The sequence below is a fragment of the Bradyrhizobium sp. SZCCHNR1051 genome (genome assembly GCF_032489615.1).
Taxonomy (GTDB): domain Bacteria; phylum Pseudomonadota; class Alphaproteobacteria; order Rhizobiales; family Xanthobacteraceae; genus Bradyrhizobium.
Genome location: NZ_JAUEYJ010000001.1, coordinates 417,116 through 436,442, shown reverse-complemented (window position 1 = coordinate 436,442; position 19,327 = coordinate 417,116). Strand labels below are relative to the sequence as shown.

23 protein-coding genes are annotated in these 19,327 nt (G+C 65.3%); 15 read left to right on the top strand and 8 right to left on the bottom strand.

The window, feature by feature from the left end; translation table 11 throughout:
• The first annotated feature begins 369 nt into the window (after positions 1–369).
• The 4 genes from QW868_RS01970 to QW868_RS01955 all read left to right on the top strand — a co-directional run bounded on the left by QW868_RS01970 (position 370) and on the right by QW868_RS01955 (position 1,215).
• Positions 370–591: a BrnT family toxin gene (locus tag QW868_RS01970; protein WP_315775096.1), complete on the top strand. Its 222-nt coding sequence runs from the start codon at positions 370–372 to the stop codon at positions 589–591.
• 69 nt (positions 592–660) lie between these two features.
• Entirely contained in the window at positions 661–861 is a 201-nt protein-coding gene (locus QW868_RS01965; RefSeq protein ID WP_315738305.1) for a hypothetical protein, read from the top strand.
• Positions 862–891: 30 nt separating this feature from the next.
• Complete coding sequence (locus tag QW868_RS01960) at positions 892–1,035, top strand: hypothetical protein (protein WP_316229799.1); 144 nt, start codon at positions 892–894, stop codon at positions 1,033–1,035.
• A gap of 27 nt (positions 1,036–1,062) precedes the next feature.
• Positions 1,063–1,215 (top strand): hypothetical protein, encoded by a 153-nt coding sequence (locus tag QW868_RS01955; protein ID WP_316229798.1) that lies wholly within the window; start codon positions 1,063–1,065, stop codon positions 1,213–1,215.
• 268 nt (positions 1,216–1,483) lie between these two features.
• On the opposite strand, the gene QW868_RS01950 is transcribed toward QW868_RS01955, so the two are convergent.
• Together QW868_RS01950 and QW868_RS01945 are read right to left on the bottom strand one after the other, a co-directional pair.
• Positions 1,484–2,392, bottom strand: a complete 909-nt coding sequence (locus tag QW868_RS01950) for an amino acid ABC transporter substrate-binding protein (protein ID WP_316175228.1) — start codon at positions 2,390–2,392, stop codon at positions 1,484–1,486.
• A 172-nt stretch (positions 2,393–2,564) separates the two neighbouring features.
• Complete coding sequence (locus QW868_RS01945; protein ID WP_316229797.1) at positions 2,565–3,464, bottom strand: LysR family transcriptional regulator; 900 nt, start codon at positions 3,462–3,464, stop codon at positions 2,565–2,567.
• 129 nt (positions 3,465–3,593) lie between these two features.
• On the opposite strand from QW868_RS01945, the gene QW868_RS01940 reads away from it, so the two are divergent.
• Positions 3,594–4,226: an RraA family protein gene (locus QW868_RS01940; RefSeq protein WP_315738301.1), complete on the top strand. Its 633-nt coding sequence runs from the start codon at positions 3,594–3,596 to the stop codon at positions 4,224–4,226.
• 110 nt (positions 4,227–4,336) lie between these two features.
• On the opposite strand, the gene QW868_RS01935 is transcribed toward QW868_RS01940, so the two are convergent.
• On the bottom strand, positions 4,337–4,675 hold the full coding sequence (locus QW868_RS01935) for a hypothetical protein (RefSeq protein ID WP_315750861.1): 339 nt from the start codon (positions 4,673–4,675) through the stop codon (positions 4,337–4,339).
• A 318-nt stretch (positions 4,676–4,993) separates the two neighbouring features.
• Here QW868_RS01935 and QW868_RS01930 point away from each other — a divergent pair, with 318 nt between their 5' ends.
• Positions 4,994–5,188 (top strand): hypothetical protein, encoded by a 195-nt coding sequence (locus QW868_RS01930; RefSeq protein WP_316229796.1) that lies wholly within the window; start codon positions 4,994–4,996, stop codon positions 5,186–5,188.
• A 329-nt stretch (positions 5,189–5,517) separates the two neighbouring features.
• Here the strand turns inward: QW868_RS01930 and QW868_RS01925 are convergent, their stop codons facing one another.
• The 3 genes from QW868_RS01925 to QW868_RS01915 form a co-directional block, all read right to left on the bottom strand.
• Positions 5,518–6,801 (bottom strand): O-acetylhomoserine aminocarboxypropyltransferase, encoded by a 1,284-nt coding sequence (locus QW868_RS01925; RefSeq protein WP_316229795.1) that lies wholly within the window; start codon positions 6,799–6,801, stop codon positions 5,518–5,520.
• 226 nt (positions 6,802–7,027) lie between these two features.
• Complete coding sequence (locus QW868_RS01920; protein WP_316229794.1) at positions 7,028–7,612, bottom strand: CoA-binding protein; 585 nt, start codon at positions 7,610–7,612, stop codon at positions 7,028–7,030.
• Positions 7,613–7,928: 316 nt separating this feature from the next.
• Positions 7,929–8,750, bottom strand: a complete 822-nt coding sequence (locus tag QW868_RS01915; RefSeq protein WP_316229793.1) for an enoyl-CoA hydratase — start codon at positions 8,748–8,750, stop codon at positions 7,929–7,931.
• Between the two features lie 84 nt (positions 8,751–8,834).
• On the opposite strand from QW868_RS01915, the gene QW868_RS01910 reads away from it, so the two are divergent.
• The 3 genes from QW868_RS01910 to rpsI all read left to right on the top strand — a co-directional run bounded on the left by QW868_RS01910 (position 8,835) and on the right by rpsI (position 10,370).
• Positions 8,835–9,263 (top strand): PaaI family thioesterase, encoded by a 429-nt coding sequence (locus QW868_RS01910; protein ID WP_315738295.1) that lies wholly within the window; start codon positions 8,835–8,837, stop codon positions 9,261–9,263.
• Between the two features lie 158 nt (positions 9,264–9,421).
• The gene (rplM, locus tag QW868_RS01905; protein WP_315711511.1) at positions 9,422–9,886 is read left to right on the top strand and encodes a 50S ribosomal protein L13; all 465 of its coding nucleotides are present in this window, start codon (positions 9,422–9,424) and stop codon (positions 9,884–9,886) included.
• 1 nt (position 9,887) lies between these two features.
• Complete coding sequence (gene rpsI, locus QW868_RS01900) at positions 9,888–10,370, top strand: 30S ribosomal protein S9 (protein ID WP_172109671.1); 483 nt, start codon at positions 9,888–9,890, stop codon at positions 10,368–10,370.
• Between the two features lie 95 nt (positions 10,371–10,465).
• Here the strand turns inward: rpsI and QW868_RS01895 are convergent, their stop codons facing one another.
• The gene (locus tag QW868_RS01895; protein ID WP_316229792.1) at positions 10,466–12,565 is read right to left on the bottom strand and encodes a LamG-like jellyroll fold domain-containing protein; all 2,100 of its coding nucleotides are present in this window, start codon (positions 12,563–12,565) and stop codon (positions 10,466–10,468) included.
• 390 nt (positions 12,566–12,955) lie between these two features.
• On the opposite strand from QW868_RS01895, the gene QW868_RS01890 reads away from it, so the two are divergent.
• From QW868_RS01890 to QW868_RS01875, 4 genes are all read left to right on the top strand, one after another.
• Positions 12,956–14,173 (top strand): GGDEF domain-containing protein, encoded by a 1,218-nt coding sequence (locus QW868_RS01890; protein WP_315738293.1) that lies wholly within the window; start codon positions 12,956–12,958, stop codon positions 14,171–14,173.
• Between the two features lie 68 nt (positions 14,174–14,241).
• On the top strand, positions 14,242–14,544 hold the full coding sequence (locus QW868_RS01885) for an antibiotic biosynthesis monooxygenase family protein (RefSeq protein WP_006611040.1): 303 nt from the start codon (positions 14,242–14,244) through the stop codon (positions 14,542–14,544).
• 35 nt (positions 14,545–14,579) lie between these two features.
• Complete coding sequence (locus QW868_RS01880) at positions 14,580–15,128, top strand: phosphohydrolase (protein ID WP_315798464.1); 549 nt, start codon at positions 14,580–14,582, stop codon at positions 15,126–15,128.
• Positions 15,129–15,289: 161 nt separating this feature from the next.
• On the top strand, positions 15,290–16,459 hold the full coding sequence (locus tag QW868_RS01875; protein ID WP_315738291.1) for a M20 aminoacylase family protein: 1,170 nt from the start codon (positions 15,290–15,292) through the stop codon (positions 16,457–16,459).
• An 18-nt stretch (positions 16,460–16,477) separates the two neighbouring features.
• On the opposite strand, the gene QW868_RS01870 is transcribed toward QW868_RS01875, so the two are convergent.
• Positions 16,478–17,626 carry an AI-2E family transporter gene (locus QW868_RS01870; RefSeq protein WP_316229791.1) on the bottom strand — a complete coding sequence of 383 codons (1,149 nt, stop codon included), beginning with the start codon at positions 17,624–17,626 and terminating at the stop codon, positions 16,478–16,480.
• Positions 17,627–17,860: 234 nt separating this feature from the next.
• Between QW868_RS01870 and QW868_RS01865 the strand changes: the two genes are divergently transcribed.
• Both QW868_RS01865 and QW868_RS01860 read left to right on the top strand, forming a co-directional pair.
• On the top strand, positions 17,861–18,631 hold the full coding sequence (locus QW868_RS01865) for a gamma-glutamyl-gamma-aminobutyrate hydrolase family protein (RefSeq protein WP_316229790.1): 771 nt from the start codon (positions 17,861–17,863) through the stop codon (positions 18,629–18,631).
• Between the two features lie 83 nt (positions 18,632–18,714).
• On the top strand, positions 18,715–19,323 hold the full coding sequence (locus QW868_RS01860; RefSeq protein ID WP_316229789.1) for a hypothetical protein: 609 nt from the start codon (positions 18,715–18,717) through the stop codon (positions 19,321–19,323).
• Positions 19,324–19,327: the final 4 nt, after the last annotated feature.

Genomic DNA, 19,327 nt, shown 5'->3' with positions numbered 1-19,327 from the left:
GACATTTGCCGGAAGGGACTTTCACCCTCTCAAGAACCGCGCCTTTCCACGGCGCACCTTATACGCGATCTCCCCGGGGACCGGGCTGTCTTGCCCCCGTCACCTCATGCGATGCGTTGAGCACCCACACGAAACTTAGCGCCAGCGTCGGGGCGCCAGGACCACGCGACTTCGCCGTCCGTGACAGGTCGCTCGTCCGCGCAAGCATACGCCCGCGCACGGCCCGCCACGTCCACCGCATTCCTGCCCTACGCAACTGGACGATCCGGAAGCGCCCCTCGGCTGGACAGGAACAAAAAGAGAACATAAACTGATTTGCGTCGTTTGGCAAGCGTGGCGTGTCGCGGACATCGTCGGGTGGGGCGGACCATGCAATTCGAGTTCGATTGGGATCCGGCCAAGGCAGAGAGCAATCTGCGCAAGCACGGCGTTGCCTTTGAGCGGGCGATGAGCATCTTCAGCGACCCTCTGGCGCTTTCGCTGCTGGACGACGACTCTGGCGCTGGCGAGGGGTTACCATGGGACGTATTGCTGCTCATGAGCTGTTGTTGGCCGTTCATACCTATATGGAGCTGGCGGCAGATCGCGTAGCGATCCGCATCATTTCTGTCCGTCGGCCGACCCGGCGCGAAATCCGCTCCTACGAGAATGGGTGATCCGATGAAGGATGAATACGATTTCTCGAACGCCGAACGCGGCAAGTTCTTTCGCAAGGGCGCGCGAATGCTGCCTCCGGTGCATCTTGAGCCTGATGTGCTCGATCACCTGACCGGGCTGGCCAGCGCGCGGGGCGTATCGTTGACCGAATTGGTCAACACGCTTCTCAAGGAGGATATTGAGCGGATCGAGGCTGCGAAATAGCTCTTTGGGAGTTTCTGCGAGCACCTCATGATGCCTTCGCGACCAGACTCCCGCGACACGGTTCGGGCGCGCTCGGACCGCGATCCGGCGTTTCGCGAGGCGTTGTTCCAGGAAGCCGTGAGTGCGCTGCTGCGCGGAGAGGTCGATGACGGCCGCGCCGGCCTGCGTGCGTAAATCGACGCAACGATCGGCTTCGAGGCGTTGAGCGACGCGCTCGGGCGGCCGTCGAAGAGCCTGATGCGCATGTTAGGGCCATCCGGCAATCCCACGGCCGAGAACCTGCTTGGCGTGATCGGCGTGTTGCAGGCAGAGACATGCGTGCAGCTCGACGTGCGCGTCGTGGCCGCGGAGTGAGTTACTGGCGCGCGGATCAACAAGATCACAGCTGCTCTCAACCAATGAAGAACGAATACGACTTCTCGAACGCCGAGTGCGGCTCGTCGTTGAACGAACTGGTCGCGACGCTCCTCAAGGAGGAGATCGCGCGGATCAAGGCGGCGAAATAGATATCAGGAGCGCCGCCGCCGCTGATCTTGGCAATAGCCGAGGGCCGTCCGTCGCAGGCGACTGCGGCGGATGAGGCTAGTCTCCGCCGTTGCTGTTGGCACGGATATCGCGAGCTTCAATCGGGCGCATACGCGTCCGGGTCGGGACTGCTGCTGGGCGACTTGAACGCCGCGCGTAAGGGGGCCGGCATCGGGTAGTTGAAGTTGATCCCGGTCGGCGGCACGGGTGACTCGAACCACTTCTTGTAGAGCGCCTCAATGGCGGGGCTCTGATAGAGCTCGGCCGTGACGCGATCGGCGATGGCCTTGAACGGCGCATCGTCCTTGCGCAGCATGATGCCGAAAGGTTCGGGCTTGGAGAATGCGTCGGCGCTGATCATGTACGCCGCCGGGTCCTTCGACCGCGCGATGGCGACCGCGAGCTGGACGTCATCGAGCACATAGGCCTGAGCCCGGTCGGTCTCCAGCATCAGGAACGCTTCGGCCTGATCCTTGGCCGGCACGATGTTGATGCCGAGCTTGCGTTCGACGTTGACCTTGTTCAGCTGCGCGATATTGGTCGATCCGGCGATCGCGACGGCCGTCTTTCCCCTGAGGTCGTCGATCGTCTGGAGCGAGAGCGACTTCTTGGCTCCAAAGCGTGTGGCGCTGAGAAAATGCGTATTGGCAAAGGCCACGAGTTTCTGGCGCTCGGCGTTGTTGGTGGTGGAGGCGCACAAGAGGTCGATCGTGCCGTTCGTCATCAGCGGTATGCGATTGGATGACGTCACCGGGACGGTTTCGATCGTGAGGTTAGGAAGCCCAAGCTCCTTTTTGACCGCTTCCGCGATCCGGGCGCAGATGTCGAGCGCGTAGCCCACCGGCTTCTGGTTGCCGTCGAGATAGCTGAACGGCACCGACGATTCCTGGAAGCCGATCGATATCCTGTTCGTCTCCTTGACCTTCTGCAGCGTGCCCGTCAGTTCCTCGGCGCCGGCGGCGTTTGCAGCGAGCGCTGCCGTCAGCAGAAGTCCCCAAATGCGCATCAAAGCCTCTCCTCGCAGCAACCCTCTTCGCGCGTGCAGCGTTGCACGCGCAGCGACGATGCAGCCTCGCTGCGTCCGGCCTGGATGAAAAGGGATAAAACCGCCTTCTTTCTCATTCCTGGAGGTGATGGATCGCCGCGCCGGGCGTCGTCGCCGGGTTCACCTGCCCGGTCTAACCTTCGAGTTGACGGCCGAAATCGCAGGTCTGGCGCGCCAGATCCGCTACGGCGGCCGCTAAGGCCGAGGGTCTGTCGTTGCGATACATGGCCGCATAGGGCACGGCCGGCAGCGTCGGCTTGACGGGCAGGATGACCAGCTTCTTCTGCTCGAAGAGAGGACGAAAACAGCGTTGCGGAAGATAGCTGATGCCGAGGCCGGCCACGGCGAGCCCGACCAGCGCAGTCAGATTGTCGACCGAGATGGCGCGCTTGAAGGAGACGCCGTTGGCCGCGAGCCATTTGTTGACGAAGAGGCCGGAGCCCGAGCGACGGCCCTGCATCAGAATCGTATGATGACCAAGCTCGTCGAAATCGAGGCTCCGGCGCGCTCTGACCAGGCCGGGGCGCGCCGTCCACACGTTCTGCACTTCGGCAAGCCGCACTGACGTCACCTCCGGGTCAGAGAAGACGTCCGGGATGACGACGAGATCGAGGCTGCCCTCGATCAGCCGATCGTAGAGGCTTCGCGAGGTTTCGACTTCAGGCTCGATCATCACCGCCGGATGGGCTTCGCGAATGGCCGAAACCAGACGCGGCAGCCATGTCAGCGCTGACAGCTCCGTCGCCCCAAGCCGCAGACGGCGCGCCGGTGACTGCCGGCCGTCCTTCAACTCCAGGATCTGGTCCTGCAACGCCAACATCTGTCGGCCAAGAGCAAGGATCTGCTCGCCACGTTCGGTCAGACGAGCCCCGCGCTGGCTGCGATCGAACAGCGGAACGCGCGCTGAGGCCTCGAGCTCCTGGATGCGCTTCGAGATCGCCGATTGCGTCGTGTTCAGCTTGGCTGCGGCGCGTTCGAACGTGCCGAGCTCCGCGATCCAGTTCAAAGCTTCTAGCTGCTTCAGGGTGACCATGTTCGCATTCAAAAAAGAGATGGATCGATATCTCCATTTATCGGTTTTCTGAATTCAAGACGAGTCCTACACCGCCGAGGCGGGGCGCCATCGAGCGACGCTCTGGACTGTGCAAGACGGGGAGCGAGAATGGGTGAGGGACAAGCGCAGCCTGGTGCGCCGATCGATGCGGCGGTCGTCGCCGCGTTCAAGAGCGTTTCCACGGCCGTGATCAGCGACAACCTTCAGCGGTTGCCTGGTGCAGCCAGTCTACGGCCATTCTATACGGGCTCGCCGATGGCCGGGATCGCGCTGACCGTGAATACGGCGCCGGGGGATAATCTCTTCATTCATCGCGCGCTCGATCTTATTACGCCTGGCGACGTCCTCGTCGTCAATGGCGGCGGCAACGAGACGCGGGCATTGGTCGGCGAGATCATCGCCGCCATCGCGAGGGAACGCGGCGCGGCCGGGATCGTCGTCGACGGTGCGATCAGGGATTCCGGCGTGCTGATGAATTCCGACTTCCCCGTGTTCGCGCGTGCGGTCAATCACCGTGGCCCCTACAAGAACGGTCCGGGTACGATCAACGTGCCGGTGTCGATTGGCGGCATGATCGTCACGCCAGGCGATATCGTGGTTGCCGACGCCGACGGAGTGGTCGCTTTCGCGCCGGCGATCGCATCCGAACTGCTCGAGTCCGCCCGCGCGCAGGAGCAGCGTGAAGCCGAAATCCTGGCGAGCATCCGCGCGGGGCGCTATGGCGGTGCCTACGCAAAATAGGCGTCTATTGCGGTCATCCGTACGAGCCTTGGCGGTATGCGGACCTCGTCCTTGTCGTCCCGGATGTCGTTTCGCTCATCCGGGCTACTTGCATGCCAACGGCACCCCGCTCAGCAATACCCATACACGCCGCAGGCATAAGGCAGGCGGAACATGTAGTTGGTGTAGCCTTCGCCGCCGTAATAGGGGCCCTGGTAGTCGTAGGAGAAGGCGCGGCCGTAATAGCCGGGCAGCTCCTGGCGCCCGAACAGCAGCGGCGTCGAGGGCCACATCGGGGAGATCAACGAGTCCTGGTCCCTGACGACGACGACCGTCGGCGGCGGCGCTCTCACGGCGCGGCGGGCCTTGGTGTGCACGATCTTGTCGTGGACGGCCGGCAGGTCGGCTGCGAGCACGACGCCGTTCGCCGCGATGGCCGCCAGCAGCATCATGATCACCAACGTTCGCATCCTGCTCTCCTCGACTTCTGTTCGGGTGGCGTCGGCGCTTCGCGATACATCCACCGCTGCTTTCACGCGGGTCCGGAAGGCGATTCCATGGGCGGCAGGATGAGCCGGGTATGGTTAACGAAATCCTTCCGGCATCCGACAGTTGGCTGCAATCATCCGTAGAAGGACGGGCATTTTCAGCTTTTGTTAAGTTCTGCGGGTGCAAGCTTACTGCTGCCGGCGATTTTGAAGGTCGGCCGAATGCAGCCCGGCCGCTGCGTCCGGGCGCGAAAATCTCTGCTGCATTTCATCAGAGTCTCAGACCAGAAGGTTTCGAGCATGTCGGTGATCATGTTTTCGGCGTCGGCGCGCCAAAATCTCCAATCACGGACCGGCTCAGTCAACGCTGAACTCGCTGCCATCGACGAGGGCGCCGCCGGCCTGCAGGCGCTGTCGGCGAGCCGGCTGATCGCGTCCTCCGCGCTGCCTCTGGCCGGCCAGATGCACGCGCGCCTGTTGCAGCTGATGAGATGATCACCTGGAGTTAACGAGGGCGCGGTCCGAGAAGCCGGCAACGGCCCGGCCGTGGGACGAAGGAGAGCGCGGAAGCCCAGGGGGCCGCCCGCGCTCTCTTTGTTTTCGGGGCTGCTTGCTGCCTCAGCTGTCAGTTACTCGTCATGCGCGGGCTTGTCCCGCCTGCGGGGCCGAAGCCCCTTCGGCGCGGCGACGGCCCGCGCATCCACGTCGTCATTGCCGGGGCAAAGACATGAATGGCCGGGACAAGCCCGGCCATGACGTGGTGAGGGATGCGCTCGTCACGCCGCATGTCGACGCGCGGCGCGATCCGTAGAGCAAAACGCGCCTTACGCGCTCAGCGCCTGCTCGAGGTCGACGATCAGGTCTTCCTTGTCCTCGATGCCGACGGAGATGCGGACGATGTCGGGGCCGGCGCCGGCCTTGATCTTGGCGGCGTCGTCGAGCTGGCTGTGCGTGGTCGAGGCCGGGTGGATGACCAGCGAGCGGGTGTCGCCGACATTGGCGAGATGCGAGAACAGCTTCAGGTTCGACACCAGCTTGACGCCGGCGTCGTAGCCGCCCTTGAGCGAGAAGGTGAACACGGCGCCGGCGCCCTTCGGGCAGTATTTGCGCGCCAGCGTGTAATACTTGTCCTCGGGCAGGCCGGCGTAGTTCACCGAGGCCACGCCGGGATGCTTGCTGAGATATTCGGCGACGGCCTTGGCGTTGTCGCAGTGCTTCTGCATGCGCAGCGGCAGGGTCTCGATGCCGGTCAGGATCATGAAGGCGTTGAACGGCGACAGCGCCGGTCCGAGATCACGCAAGCCCAGCACGCGGCAGGCGATGGCGAAGGCGAAATTGCCGAACGTCTCGTGCAGGCGAATGCCGTGATATTCGGGTCGCGGCTGCGTCAGCATCGGATATTTGTCGCCGCTGCCGGCCCAGTCGAAGGTGCCGGCATCGACGATGACGCCGCCGATCGAGTTGCCGTGGCCGCCTAAGAACTTGGTCAGCGAGTGCAGCACGATGTCGGCGCCGTGATCGATCGGGCGGATCAGATAGGGCGAGGCCAGCGTGTTGTCGACGATCAGCGGCACGCCCGCCTTGCGCGCCACCTGCGCGACCGCCTCGATGTCGGTGATGGTGCCGCCGGGATTGGCGATCGACTCGATGAATACAGCCTTGGTGCGTGGGCTCACCGCCGCCTCGAAGCTCGCGACGTCATCGGTGTCGGCCCACACCACGTTCCAGCCAAAGCTCTTGAACGCATGCGTGAACTGGTTGATCGAGCCGCCGTAGAGTTTTCGCGCGGCGATGAACTCGTCGCCGGGGGACAGCAGCTGCTGCAGCGCCACGACCTGCGCGGCATGGCCAGAGGCCACGGCCAGCGCGGCGGTGCCGCCCTCGAGAGCTGCGACGCGCTCCTCGAGCACGGCGTTGGTGGGGTTGCCGATGCGGGTATAGATGTTGCCGAACGCCTGCAGCCCGAACAGCGAGGCGGCGTGGTCGGCATCGTTGAACACGAACGACGTGGTCTGATAGATCGGCGTCGCCCGCGCGCCGGTGGTGGGGTCAGGCTGGGCGCCGGCGTGAATGGCGAGGGTGGCAAATCCCGGGGCACGGTCGGTCATGATGTTTCCTCTTGGCTTGATCCCTCGCGCAGCGGCGCCGGCTGATGCAGGGATCGATGATGGGAGACGGTGTCGATAGCGCGCCGTCGAGCGCCTCCGCGTCATCCCGGCGGAGGACATTTGCCACCAGCCAGGATGCCGTCAAGGCTGGCGGCGATAATCAGTCGGATTTGAAATGCGTTGCTGTGTCGCGCCGTCGTCGCGACACGATCCTTTCGCAGATGCGTCAGGAGGGATCGCTTCTGTCCTTCGCGGCGCGGTCGGCCGCTGCCGTCGTGCCGCCGCCGACGCTGGTGCGGTTCAGCGACAGCCGCATGCCCTGGGTCGGGATCGGCGCGCGCTTGGCGCTGATGGTGCGCGAGTTGACACCCATCCAGGAGATCTCCGACGACAGCCGGCCATATTCGATCTTGGGGCAGCGGTTCATGACGACCTTCAGCCCAGCGGCCTCGGCCTTTTCGGCCGCCGCATCGTCACGCGCGCCGAGCTGCATCCAGATCACCTTCGGCAAAGGCTGCAGCTTCAGCGCCTCGTCGACCACGGGCATGATGTGCTGCGAGCTGCGGAAGATGTCGACCATGTCGATGGGACGGCTGATGTCGGCGAGCGAGGCGACGAAAGGCCGGCCCATCAGGCTCTTGCCGACATGGCCGGGATTGACCGGGATCATGTCGTAGCCGCGCTGCACCAGATATTTGAAGGCGAAGAAGCTCGGCCTGATCTCGGACGGCGAGGCGCCGACCATCGCGATCACCTTCACGCCGTTGAGGATGCCGCGGATGTAGTCGTCGGGATAGGTGTCGTGATTCATGGGGGCACGTTTCTATTAGTTATATCGGGCATCGTCATTCCATGGCGCCCGAAGGGCGAACCCGGAATCCCGAGCTGAGTTCAGCAATCTCGAGATTCCGGGTTCGATGCTTCGCATCGCCCCGGAATGACGAAGTTATTGATGCCGTCATTGCGAGGAGCCAACGGGTCCGCGCGAACGCGCGGCCCGATGACAGGCTCCGCGACGAAGCAATCCAGGGGCTCGGGTGGAACTCTGGATTGCGTCCGCCTTCGCCTTGCAGGCTTCGGCGGAGACGCCGCTGCGCTCGCAATGACGGAGGAGAGAGCGGCGGGCGTCACTCATCCCGCCAGGTCGGAGTCCGCTTCGCGATGAAGGCGCCGATGCCTTCTTCCGCGTCGCGGGCGAGCATGTTCTGCGTCATCACCTCTGCCGCATAACGATAGGCGTCGGCAAGGCTCATCTCAGCCTGGCGGTAGAATGCTTCCTTGCCGAGCTTGATTGTATAGGCGGATTTGCGCGCGACTTGTTGTGCCAGCGCAATCGCCGCGTCGCGTTCCGTTCCGGCTGCCACCACGCGGTTGATGAGGCCGATGTCGCGGGCGCGTTCCGCCGGAACCGGCTCGCCGGTCAGCAGCATCTCCATCGCCTGCTTGCGCGGCACGTTGCGCGACAGCGCCACCATCGGCGTCGAGCAGAACAGGCCGATGTCGACGCCGGGCGTCGCGAACGACGCGCGCTCGGAGGCGACGGCGAGATCGCAGCTCGCGACCAGCTGGCAGCCGGCTGCGGTGGCGATGCCCTGCACGGAGGCGACGACGGGTTTCGGCAGATGCACGATGGCCTGCATCATCGCGCTGCAGGCGTTCATGAGCTTGGCGAAGAAGGCGCGGCCGCGGTCGGCATCGCCGCGACGGGCGGTGAGCTCCTTGAGGTCGTGACCTGCGCAGAATGCCGGACCATTGGCCGCGATCACCACCGCGCGCACGGCCTTGTCGGCACCGATCTCGGCCAGCGCCTGATGCAGCTCCGCGATCAGCGGCTCCGACAGGCTGTTACGCTGCGCCGGGCGGTTCAGCGTCAGCACGGCAACGGGGCCGACCATCTCGCGCATAAGGATCGGCGCGTCGGCAGCATTGGCGAGGGCAGGGGCGGACATTGCGATTTCCGGTTGGCGATTTCCGTTTGGGCGCTGGATCGCGGCTAATGTAACAGAAGGCAACGCGACAGAGCAGGGGGAGACATGACGGCGAAGATGAGCATCGCGGAACTCGAAGCGTTCCTGCACGCGGAATTTCCCCAGGCCTTCCGCACTGGCGGCGACATCAGCATCGAGAGCGCCGACGGCCGGAGCTGCCGGATGCGCCAGCGCTTCAACGAGCGCATGCTGCGTCCCGGCGGCACGGTCTCCGGGCCCACCCTGATGGCGCTGGCCGACTTCGCGATGTACGTGGTGCTGCTGTCGGCGATCGGCCCGGTCGGGCTCGCGGTGACGACGAATCTCAACATCAACTTCCTGCGCAAGGGCGCGGCCGGCGCCGACGTGCTGGCCGAGGCGCGGCTGCTCAAGCTCGGCAAGCGGCTGGCGGTCGGCGAAGTCACGCTGCTGTCAGGAGAATCGCCCGATCCGATCGCCCACGTCACGGCCACCTATTCCATTCCGAATGCGTGAGGTTTTCGAGGGTATTATTACACCATATTTATAACCCCATGTTTTCGTTGGCGTAATTTTGCGCCGATGGCGTTGACGAATGCGGGGCGCTTCTCTAGAAGCTGCGACCAGTCCGGCGCGTCACCCGCGCCGCAATCTCCCTGTCACGGATATCTCTCATGAAAACCTTTTCGGCAAAGCCGGCCGAGGTCCAGAAGAAGTGGGTCGTGATCGACGCCAAGGGTCTGGTCGTCGGCCGTCTCGCTACGCTGGTCGCCATGCGGCTGCGCGGCAAGCACCTCCCGATCTACACGCCGCACGTCGACTGCGGCGACAACGTCATCATCGTCAATGCCGCGCACGCCGTCCTGACCGGCCGCAAGCGCGAGCAGAAGGTGTACTACAAGCACACCGGCTATGTCGGTCACGTCAAGGAGCGCACCGCGCGCCAGATCCTCGAGGGTCGCTTCCCCGAGCGCGTGATCGAGAAGGCCATCGAGCGCATGATCCCGCGCGGGCCGCTCGGCCGCGTGCAGATGGGCAATCTGCGTGTCTATGGCGGACCCGATCATCCGCACGAGGCGCAGAACCCCGAGAAGATCGACATCGCCAAGTTGAACCGCAAGAACACGAGGGCCGCATAAGATGGCCGAAAGCATCCAGTCTCTCGATCAGCTGTCGCAGCTCAAGGGCGCCGTCACGGCTCCCGACGCTCCGAAGTATGAGAAGAAGGTCGACAAGTTCGGCCGCGCCTATGCCACCGGCAAGCGCAAGGACGCGGTCGCCCGCGTCTGGATCAAGCCGGGCTCCGGCAAGGTCACCGTCAACACCCGCGACATCGAGGTCTACTTCGCTCGTCCGGTGTTGCGCATGATGATCGAGCAGCCGATGGTCGTCGCCGCCCGCAAGGGCCAGTACGACGTGATCTGCACGGTCGCCGGCGGCGGCCTGTCCGGCCAGGCCGGTGCGGTCCGTCACGGCCTGTCCAAGGCGCTGACGAATTTCGAGCCGGAGCTGCGCGGCGTCCTCAAGAAGGGCGGCTTCCTGACCCGTGACTCGCGCGTCGTCGAGCGTAAGAAGTACGGCAAGGCCAAGGCCCGCCGCTCCTTCCAGTTCTCGAAGCGCTGATCTCCTGGGCCCGGCTGCGGCCGGATCCCTTGCTCTTCAATACGAACGGGCGCCCTCGCGGGCGCCCGTTTTGTTTTGCGTGAAGCCTGCGCGGATCAGGCGCTGGCGCGGCGCGCGGTCAGCCATTGGTTCGGTGCCAGCGGCTTCGACACCACGCGGACCTCGCCGATGCTGCCGATGAAGCCGTCCGCCGGTGCGCGATCCCACCAGCCGCAGCCGAGTGCCCAGGGCTGGCTCGCCGCAACGCTCGCGAGGCCGTTGCCGCCGATGACGCTGCGCACGACCGGCGCGCCCTCGATGTAGAGCACGGTCGAATTGTCCTTGGGATCGTTGACGATCGCGAGGTGGTACCAGGTGTCGAGCATGATTTCGCCGGACCAGTCGGTCTGCGGCTGCAGCGTCGCGCTCGACGGTACGATCTCCCACTGCACCTCGCGCAGGTTCGAGATCGCAAACAGGATCGGCGGCGATTCCGGGTCGCCGCCGGCATAGCCGGGCAGCCAGCCGCGGTTGCCGAAGCGGGTGAGGATGTTGCACCAGGCGTGGTCGCTGGCTTTCCAGTTCGGATCGATCTTGATGAAGGCTTCGACGGTATAGCCGGATGCGAACGTTGCCGCGTTGATCGGCGCGTTGGCCGCGGTCGTGAACCAGCTGAAGCGGCCGGCGCCCTGCTTGGTCGTGTTGAGGAACTGCATGCTGCCCGGCGCCGAGGACAGGCGATGCTTGTCGGCGGTGAAGACGACGTCGGCGACCTGGGCGGCGCCCGCGAGCGAGGCGCGCTGCATCGGGTTGGCGGCGGTGAGGTCCGGCAGTGCAGTGCCGGCGGCCACCGCCTTGCCGATCGCCGACGAGGCGATCCGCCAATGCGCAACCGTCTCGGCGATCAGCGGATAGTCCTGCTCGTTCGCCGGCGGCACCACCACCGGCTCGGGTGCCTCGGTGTAGTTGGCGTAGAGATCCTGCTTGACGCGCGGCAGGATCGGCGTGCCGGCGAAGGCCGGCAGATGGCAGAAATTGGTGAAGCGGGCGAAGCGGCGGCGGAAGTCGATGGGAATGGTGAACTCGTGATTGTCCTCGGTCAGCCAGGCGCGGTCGAACTGCTTGAGGCTGTCCTTCGGCTTCGCGACCACCCACGGTGAGAACGAGGCGACGTCGATCTTGTTGCGGGTGAAGTCGAACTCGTAGAGCCGCATCAGGCCGTTGCCGCCCTGATAGGCCATCTGATAGTCGACCACCATCTGGTGGACCGGATTGTGGAAGTCGTTGATCTTCGTCAGCAGCGCGCCGCCATGATAGTGGCCGTTGAGGGTCATGAAGATCTGGTCGTTGCTGCGGATCAGCTTGTCCCAGAGATACTGGCCGTAGGCGACCTCAAGCGGGCTCGTGCCGTCATTGGCGATGTTGAGCAACTGGTGATTGGCGAGGATGACCGGCAGCATCGGATGGCGCGCGATCATGCTGCGCGCCCAGGCGATGGCATCATCCGAGGCGCGCCAGGACAGCGACAGCACCATGAAGCTGACGCCACAGGCGTGGAACACATGCGCCTCGTGCCAGCCGCTCGGATGCCGCTCCAGGAAGGTCCGCTGCTTCGCCGCGCGGCTGGTCGGAAACCATGAGAGATAGGGCTCGGATGAACCGCGCTGCGCATCGGTGCCCACGCTCTGGCTTGCCGCGCTTTCGAACTCCAGCGCCGACAGCACGTCGTGATTGCCGGCGAGCACCGAATAGGGCCGGCCGGCGTTCTCCAAGAGCTTCATCGCGGCGTCGGCGACCGCCCATTGCTGCGGATGCTTGGACTGGTCGACGACGTCGCCGAGATGGATCGTGAACGGGATGTGGTATTTCGCGGCGTTGTCGACGATGAACTGCGTCTGCGCCGGGTAGGGCGTGCTGCCATATTGGCGCTGATAGGACTGGCCTTCCTCCGACGTCGCATAGCGCGAATAGAACTGCGTGTCCGGCAGCACCGCGAGCGCGAAGCTGGTGGTGACGTGATGGTGGTGATGATGCATGCGCCAATGCGCGTGCGCCGCCTGGCCGGGCAGCAGGCTGGCGCCGAGGCCGAGCGCCGAAACGCCCATCGCGTTGCGCAGCAGCGTGCGGCGGTCCACGCCCTGCATCGGCTCCGGACCGCGCGACGGATGATGGCCTGCGGCCGGCTTGTTGTTCGATGAATCGTCGTCGAAAGACATCCTCGTCCCCACCTCGAGCGGCGGATCGCGCCGCGGTCGGGACGTGTTAGGGAGAGATGATCTCAAATTTGAGAAGGTTTCTTATCGTTTCGATGAGTGTTCGCCGCAGGACGGGAAACCATTGATTCCGCACGCGAGGGCGCACAACTATCAATGAAGGGGTGTGTGCCGTGTGCAATCTGGGCGGGCGGTCGCGCGGATTGCCTCGGCATTTTTGAATCCTGTTTGCAGATTTCTTGCGCAGCAATTTGTTGACGAGTTGCGCCGGGCTTTTCGAGAAAACTTGGCATCCCAGGCAAACCTCTTTCCAACAAACCGCCCGCTAGGTTGATCGCGATAAGGCCGCGCTAACCCTGAATTCCCGCGCCGCCGCAGCAACCGAGGTGATCGATGGCGCTTGATAGCATGACGCTCGACATCGTAGCGACCATGGTCGCGGCGCTGCTTGGCGCCATGTTGCTCCATTTCGGTCGACAGGAGAACACGCCGGCGCTGCGCTGGTGGGGGGCGGCCTATATTCTCGGCGCCGTCGCGATCGCGCTGTGGACGCTGATCGGCGAGCTCTATGGTGAGGTGGTGTCGCTGTTCCTGAGCTCCATCGGTCTGATCGCCACCGCCATGGTGTGGAATGCCGCGCGCGTGTTCCACGGCAAGCCGCCGAGCGTGCTTGGGCTCGTGCTCGGCGCGACGGTCTGGATCGCCAGCGGCATGCTGCTCGATGCGTCGGCGCAGGCGCTGCGGCTGACGATCGGCGCCGCGATCGTCGTGATCTACGCCATGCTGACCGCGGCCGAGCTGTGGCAGGAGCGGCGGCGGACCTTGCACAAGCGCTGGCCGGCGCTGATCGTGCCGGTGATGCACGGCTTCGTCCTGATGCTGCCGATCCTGCTCGGCAACATGCTGCGCGATTCCGACGGCGCCTTCGCCGCGGCCTGGGTCACGATCTTTTCGATCGAGCTCGTGCTCTATGCGGTCGGCACCGTGTTCGTGATCTTCATGCTGGTGTCAGAGCGCATCGTCAGCGCCCACAAGCGCGCGGCGACCACCGACCCGCTGACGGGCCTGCTCAACCGCCGCGGCTTTGCCGAGTCCTCCGCGCAGCTCATCGAGCGCGAGGCGCGCGAGCAGCGCCCGGTCAGCGTGCTGATCTTTGACATCGATCATTTCAAGTCGATCAACGACCGCTTCGGCCACGCCGAGGGCGACGAGGTCCTGAAGCTGTTCGCAAACGTCGTGGTCAACAATCTGCGCCTCACCGATCTCTCGGGGCGGATCGGTGGCGAGGAGTTCGCAGCACTTTTGCCCTGTTCGATCGAAGAGGCCATGGTCGCCGCCGAGCGTGTCCGTGAGGCGTTCGCGGCCTCCGGCGTGGTGTGCGAGGACAAGCCGGTCGACACCACCGTCAGCATCGGTGTCGCCGGCGGGCCGGGCGGGACCGATCTCGACGTGCTGCTCGCGGCCGCCGATACCGCCCTCTACAAGGCCAAGCGTTCCGGGCGCAACCGGGTCGAAGCGTCGGCGGAGCTGCCACTGTCGCTCGACCGCTACCGCCGCCAGCGCGCCGCTGCCAGCCTGCCGCAGTCGGGACAGGCGGTGTTGTCCAGCTGAGGCGCGGCTTTCGCTCTCCCGAGGTCTGGGCTAGACAAGCGGCCCACACCAGGGGAGGCCGACAGAAGATGATCACGGAAATCGCCCAGATCGACGTGAAGCCGGGCACGGAGAAGGATTTCGAGGCCGCGGTCGCGAAAGCACGCGCTGCTTTCGGCCGCTCCAAGGGCTTTCACGGCTTCGAGCTGCACAAATCGATCGAGAAGCCGCAGCGCTACCGCCTGATGGTGAAGTGGGAGACGCTCGAAAACCACACGGTCGATTTCCGCGGCTCGGAGAACTTCACCGAATGGCGCGGCCTGGTCGGGCAGTATTTTGCCAGTCCTCCGGATGTCGAGCACACCGAGACGGTGCTGACTTCGGCCGGCTGAGGCCGCGCCAGCGCTGCTCGCCGCGGAACACCATCATGACGCATGACGATCTGGTCGAAGCCTACGCTGCCGCCGGACGGCACTACCATGATCTTCGCCACGTCCGGGACTGCCTGGCCCAGCTCGATCGCGTCGCGGACCTCAGCGTCCGCGACCGCGAGATCCTGACCCTCGCGATCTGGTGGCACGACGTCGTGTATGATCCCACGCGCTCCGACAATGAGGAGCAGAGCGCCATCCTTGCCGAGCGTCACGTCGCGCCCGAGCTGCGCGACGAGGTCGGACGCCTGATCCGGCTGACCCGGACGCACGATGTCGCGCCCGGCGATCGGCTGGGCGCGCTGCTCGTCTCGATCGATCTCGCCATTCTCGGCACCGATGAGGCCGGTTACGACGCCTATGCGGATGCGATCCGGCGCGAATATGCGCACGTGCCGGACGACGCCTACCGCGCCGGGCGCGCGGCCGTGCTGGAGCGGTTCGCGGCGCGCCCCGTGATCTATCCGGATGCGGGCTTTGCCGCTGCCCTCGACCAGAAGGCGCGGGCCAACCTCGCGCGCGAGCTGAGCGGTCTTCGATCATAGGCAGGATCAGCTCAGGCATTTCGAGCGGCCGCATCGCTGCGGCAATGCAGCCTGCGCAGCATCGCATGAGCGAATGTGGCTTGTCTTTTGCTGCGGCTCGACATGCAATGAGATGACATGCGCGTCGCCATGGCGCGCTCCTCATTTTCTGGAACTCCGTCATGCCGATCATCAACCGCGCCGCCGAGCTGGCGGAAGACGCCAAGGTCTGGCGCCGCGATTTCCACCAGCATCCCGAGCTGCTCTACGAGGTGCATCGGACGGCCGCGCGTGTCGCCGAGCTGCTGGCCTCGTTCGGTGTCGACGAGGTCGTCAGCGGTATCGGCAGGACCGGCGTCGTCGGCGTCATCCGCGGGCGCGAGCCGTCGCAGCGTGTGATCGGCCTGCGTGCCGACATGGACGCGCTGCCGCTGCAGGAGATCAGCGACATCCCGCACAAGTCCACGATTCCGGGCCGGATGCACGCCTGCGGCCATGACGGCCACACCGCGATGCTGCTGGGCGCGGCGCGCTATCTCGCCGAGACGCGCAACTTCGCCGGCACGGCCATCGTCATCTTTCAGCCGGCCGAGGAGGGCGGGGCCGGTGGCCGTGCCATGGTCGAGGACGGCCTGATGGAGCGCTTCGGCATCGAGGAGGTCTACGGCCTGCACAACGCGCCGGGCCTGCCGCTCGGGACTGTCGCGACGCGCACCGGCGCCGTGATGGCCGCCGCCGACACCTTCGAGGTGCGCCTGAAGGGCCTCGGCGGCCATGCCGCGCGGCCGAACAAATGCGTCGATCCGATCATCGCCGGCGCGCAGATCGTGACCGCGCTGCAGACGATCGTGGCGCGCAACGTCGATCCGGTCGAAAGCGCGGTGCTGTCGATCACGCGCTTTCACGCGGGGACGACCGCCGACAACATCATTCCGCAGACCGCAATCATCGGCGGCACCGTGCGCACGCTCGACGAGGACATCCGCCGCTTGATGGACGAGCGCTTCAAGGGCCTCGTGACGGCGCTCGCGAGCGGGATGGGCGTCGAGGCGGAGATCGACTATGAATGGGGCTATCCGGTCGTCATCAATCACGCGGAGCAGACCGCGTTCGCAGCCGACGTGGCGCGCAGCGTCGTCGGGCCGGAAAAGGTCATCACCGATATGCCGCCCCGGCTCGGCGGCGAGGATTTCGCCTACATGCTGCAGGCGCGGCCCGGCGCGTTCGTCTTCATGGGCATCGGCGATGGGGCCGGCGTGCATCACCCCGAGTATGATTTCAACGACGACGTGATCCCGCACGGGATCAGCTATTGGGCCAAGCTCGTCGAGACCGCGATGCCCGCCGGCTGACCGGGCTCTGACCGGGCCTCAGATCGCGGCCGCGGCGTCCTCGGTGCGGCGGTCGCTCTTGAAATAGTCGATCATGACCTTGGCGATCGCCATCAGCGGCAGCGCCAGGGTCAGGCCCCAGACGCCGAACACGATGCCGAGCAGGATCTGGAACGCAAACAGCGTGGCCGGCGGGATGTCCAGCGCCTGGCGCTGGATCAGCGGCGTCAGCACGTAGCTCTCCATCGCGTGCACGCCGAGGAACAGCACGAAGGCGCTGACCGCCGCGACCCAGCCGGAGGCAAGGCTCGCCAGCACCACGATGACGCCGGCGATGATCGCGCCAACGGTCGGAATGAACGCCAACAGGCCGGCCTGGATCCCGAGGATGAACGAGCTCTGCACGCCGATGATGGCGAGGCCGATCCAGGTGACGAGGAAGACCGCGAACATCGTCGTGATCTGGGCGATCAGCCAGCGCTCCAGCGTGTAGCTGATGCGGTCCACGATCACGGTGGCCTGGTCGCGGTACTTCGCCGGCGCCAGGAAAAGCAATCCGCTGCGGTAGACGGCCGGCTGGGCCGCGAAGGCGAGTCCCAGGAACAGGACGATGAAGAAGTTGCCGACGGCGCTGACGGTGCCCAGCAGCAGCTTGAAGGTCTGGCTGACGATGGCGCCGCCGGAGGAGGCCAGCGCGCTCGGCGAGGGCAGGCCGCCCGGCAGGCCATGGGACGCCGTCTGGGTCGGTGTGGTCGAGCCGCCGTCAGGAGCTGATGTGGCCGTGCTCGCGGCGTTGAAGTCGAAGAAGCTGGTGTCGATGCCGTTGCGGTCGAGGAAGCCCTTGATGTTGCCGAGCTGCGACTTGATCGTATCGCTCAGCACCTTGGCCTGGTCCGCGATGGTGGTGCCGCCGAGGAAGACGATGCCGACGAGCACGGCCGCGAGGGCAACGCAGACGATGACGAGCCGCGCCGGATGCGGCCAGGGCAGCACGCGGCCGAGCAGGCTGGTCATCGCGTTGAGCGCAACGCCGAGCAGCATGCCCGCGAACAGCAGGAAGATCGCAGCCGCGTAATACCAGGTGAAGGCCATGCCGGCCATGAACAGGGCTACCCCGATGCCGCCCACGGCAATGGCCCAGGCCAGGTCGCTGCGGGCCTGGAGGCGTGGGTCGGCGGGGGCGGTCATGAGGCATCCTCTGTGCTGATCGGCCCCCACACATTGGCGAAAACGGCTGGCGGATCAAGCGCAGGCTTGGGGAAGTGGGGCGCTGCAGGACGCTTGCGGGGGTGTCCGGAATTGGCATTGGGGACCCGCGTGGCCATATGTTGATCCTGCCGTGCGACGCAGGCATGATTTGTGCCTGCCGGACTGGCGGATGCGGCAGCCGAAGGCCGGACAAAAGGGAGAGAAACGAAAGCAATGAAACGTCCGGTGGTCGGCGTGATCGGCAACAGCCATCGCGTCGAGAATAGGTTCACCGTGCAGATGGTGGGCGAGCGCAACCTGAGCGCCGTGGCCGAGGTCGCGGGCGCGCTGCCGCTGATGTTTGCCGGCGTTCCCGAGATCACCGACATCGCCGCGCTGCTCGATGTCGTCGATGGCGTGGTGCTGACCGGCGCCCGCGCCAATGTGCATCCGACCCGCTTCAATACCGAGCCGAGCCTCAAGCACGAGCCCTACGACATCCACCGCGACGAGGTCGCGCTGCAGTTGTCGGAGGCCTGCGTCTCCAGAGGCATCCCGCTGTTTGGCATCTGCCGCGGCCTGCAGGAGATGAACGTCGCCTTCGGCGGCTCGCTGCATCCGGAGATCCGCGAGATTCCCGGCCGCATGAACCATCGCATGCCCCGGCTGGAGAATGGTGAGATCCATCCCGATCCGACCGTCATCTTCGCCGATCGCCACGAGGTCAAGCTGACGCCGGGCGGCGCCTTCGCCGGCATCCTCGGCTGCGACATTATCAAGGTCAATTCGCTGCATGGTCAGGGCATCCTGGAGCCCGGCGACCGCGTCGTGATCGAGGGCATCGCCGAGGACGGCACCATCGAGGCCATTCGCATCGCCGACGCGCCGAGCTTTGCGCTGGGCGTGCAATGGCACGCCGAATATGACCCGCAGAAGAACCCGATCAATCGCAAGCTATTCGAGGCGTTCGGGGCGGCGGTCAAGAAGCGCCATCTGTCATCCTGAAGGCCGGGACTGAACCGGATTTCCGGCGCGGCAGACGAAGCTGCAGAGACGCCTCATCGTGAGCCCGTCACAAGGAAGCCCGGATGCGCCACGTCCTGACTGCTGCAGCTCTGCTCCTCGCCGCTCCTGCGCTGGCCCAGACCGCAGCGCCGAACGAAGGACCGATCACCTACACGCTGCCGGTGGCGGCCACCGACACCGTGCAGAGTCTCAAGCAGCGCTATGGCGATGAGGCGGTGCTGCAGAATCTGCCCGGCGCCGAGGGGGAGACCTATAAGGGCCTCGTGCTGTTTCCGCGGGCGATGGACCGCCGCGTCGAGGTCCGCTTCATCGACGACAAGATGGCGACGGTGTCCGGGCTGACCTTGCGCGATACGGAAAAGACCAGCCGCTGGAGCGTCGGCGGCGTCACCATCGGCGCCAGCCTTGCCGCGGCCCAGAAGGCCAACGGCAAGCCGTTCGTCGTCTCGGGCTTCGGCTGGGACTATGGCGGCTTCGTCACCGACTTCAAGAACGGCACGCTGGGACGCATGTTGCCGGGCGGCTGCTCGATCACGGTGCGCTTTGGCAAAGACAAGGACGCGCCGCGCGCGCTCTCCGGCGACGGCGTGAAGGTGTCGTCGGACAATCCGGCGCTCGTCAAATTCGCGCCCGTCGTCACGGAGATCGGCATCAATTTCGCCGCGAAGTGATGGC

Excerpts from the sequence above, each read along its gene's own strand:
- QW868_RS01860 (WP_316229789.1), top strand. The coding sequence starts at position 18,715 with ATGCGCCACGTCCTGACTGCTGCAGCTCTGCTCCTCGCCGCTCCTGCG.
- QW868_RS01885 (WP_006611040.1), top strand. The coding sequence starts at position 14,242 with ATGATCACGGAAATCGCCCAGATCGACGTGAAGCCGGGCACGGAGAAG.
- QW868_RS01970 (WP_315775096.1), top strand. The coding sequence starts at position 370 with ATGCAATTCGAGTTCGATTGGGATCCGGCCAAGGCAGAGAGCAATCTG.
- QW868_RS01915 (WP_316229793.1), bottom strand. The coding sequence starts at position 8,750 with ATGTCCGCCCCTGCCCTCGCCAATGCTGCCGACGCGCCGATCCTTATG.
- QW868_RS01965 (WP_315738305.1), top strand. The coding sequence starts at position 661 with ATGAAGGATGAATACGATTTCTCGAACGCCGAACGCGGCAAGTTCTTT.
- QW868_RS01865 (WP_316229790.1), top strand. The coding sequence starts at position 17,861 with ATGAAACGTCCGGTGGTCGGCGTGATCGGCAACAGCCATCGCGTCGAG.
- QW868_RS01925 (WP_316229795.1), bottom strand. The coding sequence starts at position 6,801 with ATGACCGACCGTGCCCCGGGATTTGCCACCCTCGCCATTCACGCCGGC.
- QW868_RS01910 (WP_315738295.1), top strand. The coding sequence starts at position 8,835 with ATGACGGCGAAGATGAGCATCGCGGAACTCGAAGCGTTCCTGCACGCG.
- QW868_RS01960 (WP_316229799.1), top strand. The coding sequence starts at position 892 with ATGCCTTCGCGACCAGACTCCCGCGACACGGTTCGGGCGCGCTCGGAC.
- QW868_RS01935 (WP_315750861.1), bottom strand. The coding sequence starts at position 4,675 with ATGCGAACGTTGGTGATCATGATGCTGCTGGCGGCCATCGCGGCGAAC.
- rplM (WP_315711511.1), top strand. The coding sequence starts at position 9,422 with ATGAAAACCTTTTCGGCAAAGCCGGCCGAGGTCCAGAAGAAGTGGGTC.
- QW868_RS01920 (WP_316229794.1), bottom strand. The coding sequence starts at position 7,612 with ATGAATCACGACACCTATCCCGACGACTACATCCGCGGCATCCTCAAC.
- QW868_RS01950 (WP_316175228.1), bottom strand. The coding sequence starts at position 2,392 with ATGCGCATTTGGGGACTTCTGCTGACGGCAGCGCTCGCTGCAAACGCC.
- QW868_RS01945 (WP_316229797.1), bottom strand. The coding sequence starts at position 3,464 with ATGGTCACCCTGAAGCAGCTAGAAGCTTTGAACTGGATCGCGGAGCTC.
- QW868_RS01940 (WP_315738301.1), top strand. The coding sequence starts at position 3,594 with ATGGGTGAGGGACAAGCGCAGCCTGGTGCGCCGATCGATGCGGCGGTC.
- QW868_RS01895 (WP_316229792.1), bottom strand. The coding sequence starts at position 12,565 with ATGTCTTTCGACGACGATTCATCGAACAACAAGCCGGCCGCAGGCCAT.
- QW868_RS01870 (WP_316229791.1), bottom strand. The coding sequence starts at position 17,626 with ATGACCGCCCCCGCCGACCCACGCCTCCAGGCCCGCAGCGACCTGGCC.
- QW868_RS01930 (WP_316229796.1), top strand. The coding sequence starts at position 4,994 with ATGTCGGTGATCATGTTTTCGGCGTCGGCGCGCCAAAATCTCCAATCA.
- QW868_RS01890 (WP_315738293.1), top strand. The coding sequence starts at position 12,956 with ATGGCGCTTGATAGCATGACGCTCGACATCGTAGCGACCATGGTCGCG.
- QW868_RS01875 (WP_315738291.1), top strand. The coding sequence starts at position 15,290 with ATGCCGATCATCAACCGCGCCGCCGAGCTGGCGGAAGACGCCAAGGTC.
- rpsI (WP_172109671.1), top strand. The coding sequence starts at position 9,888 with ATGGCCGAAAGCATCCAGTCTCTCGATCAGCTGTCGCAGCTCAAGGGC.
- QW868_RS01880 (WP_315798464.1), top strand. The coding sequence starts at position 14,580 with ATGACGCATGACGATCTGGTCGAAGCCTACGCTGCCGCCGGACGGCAC.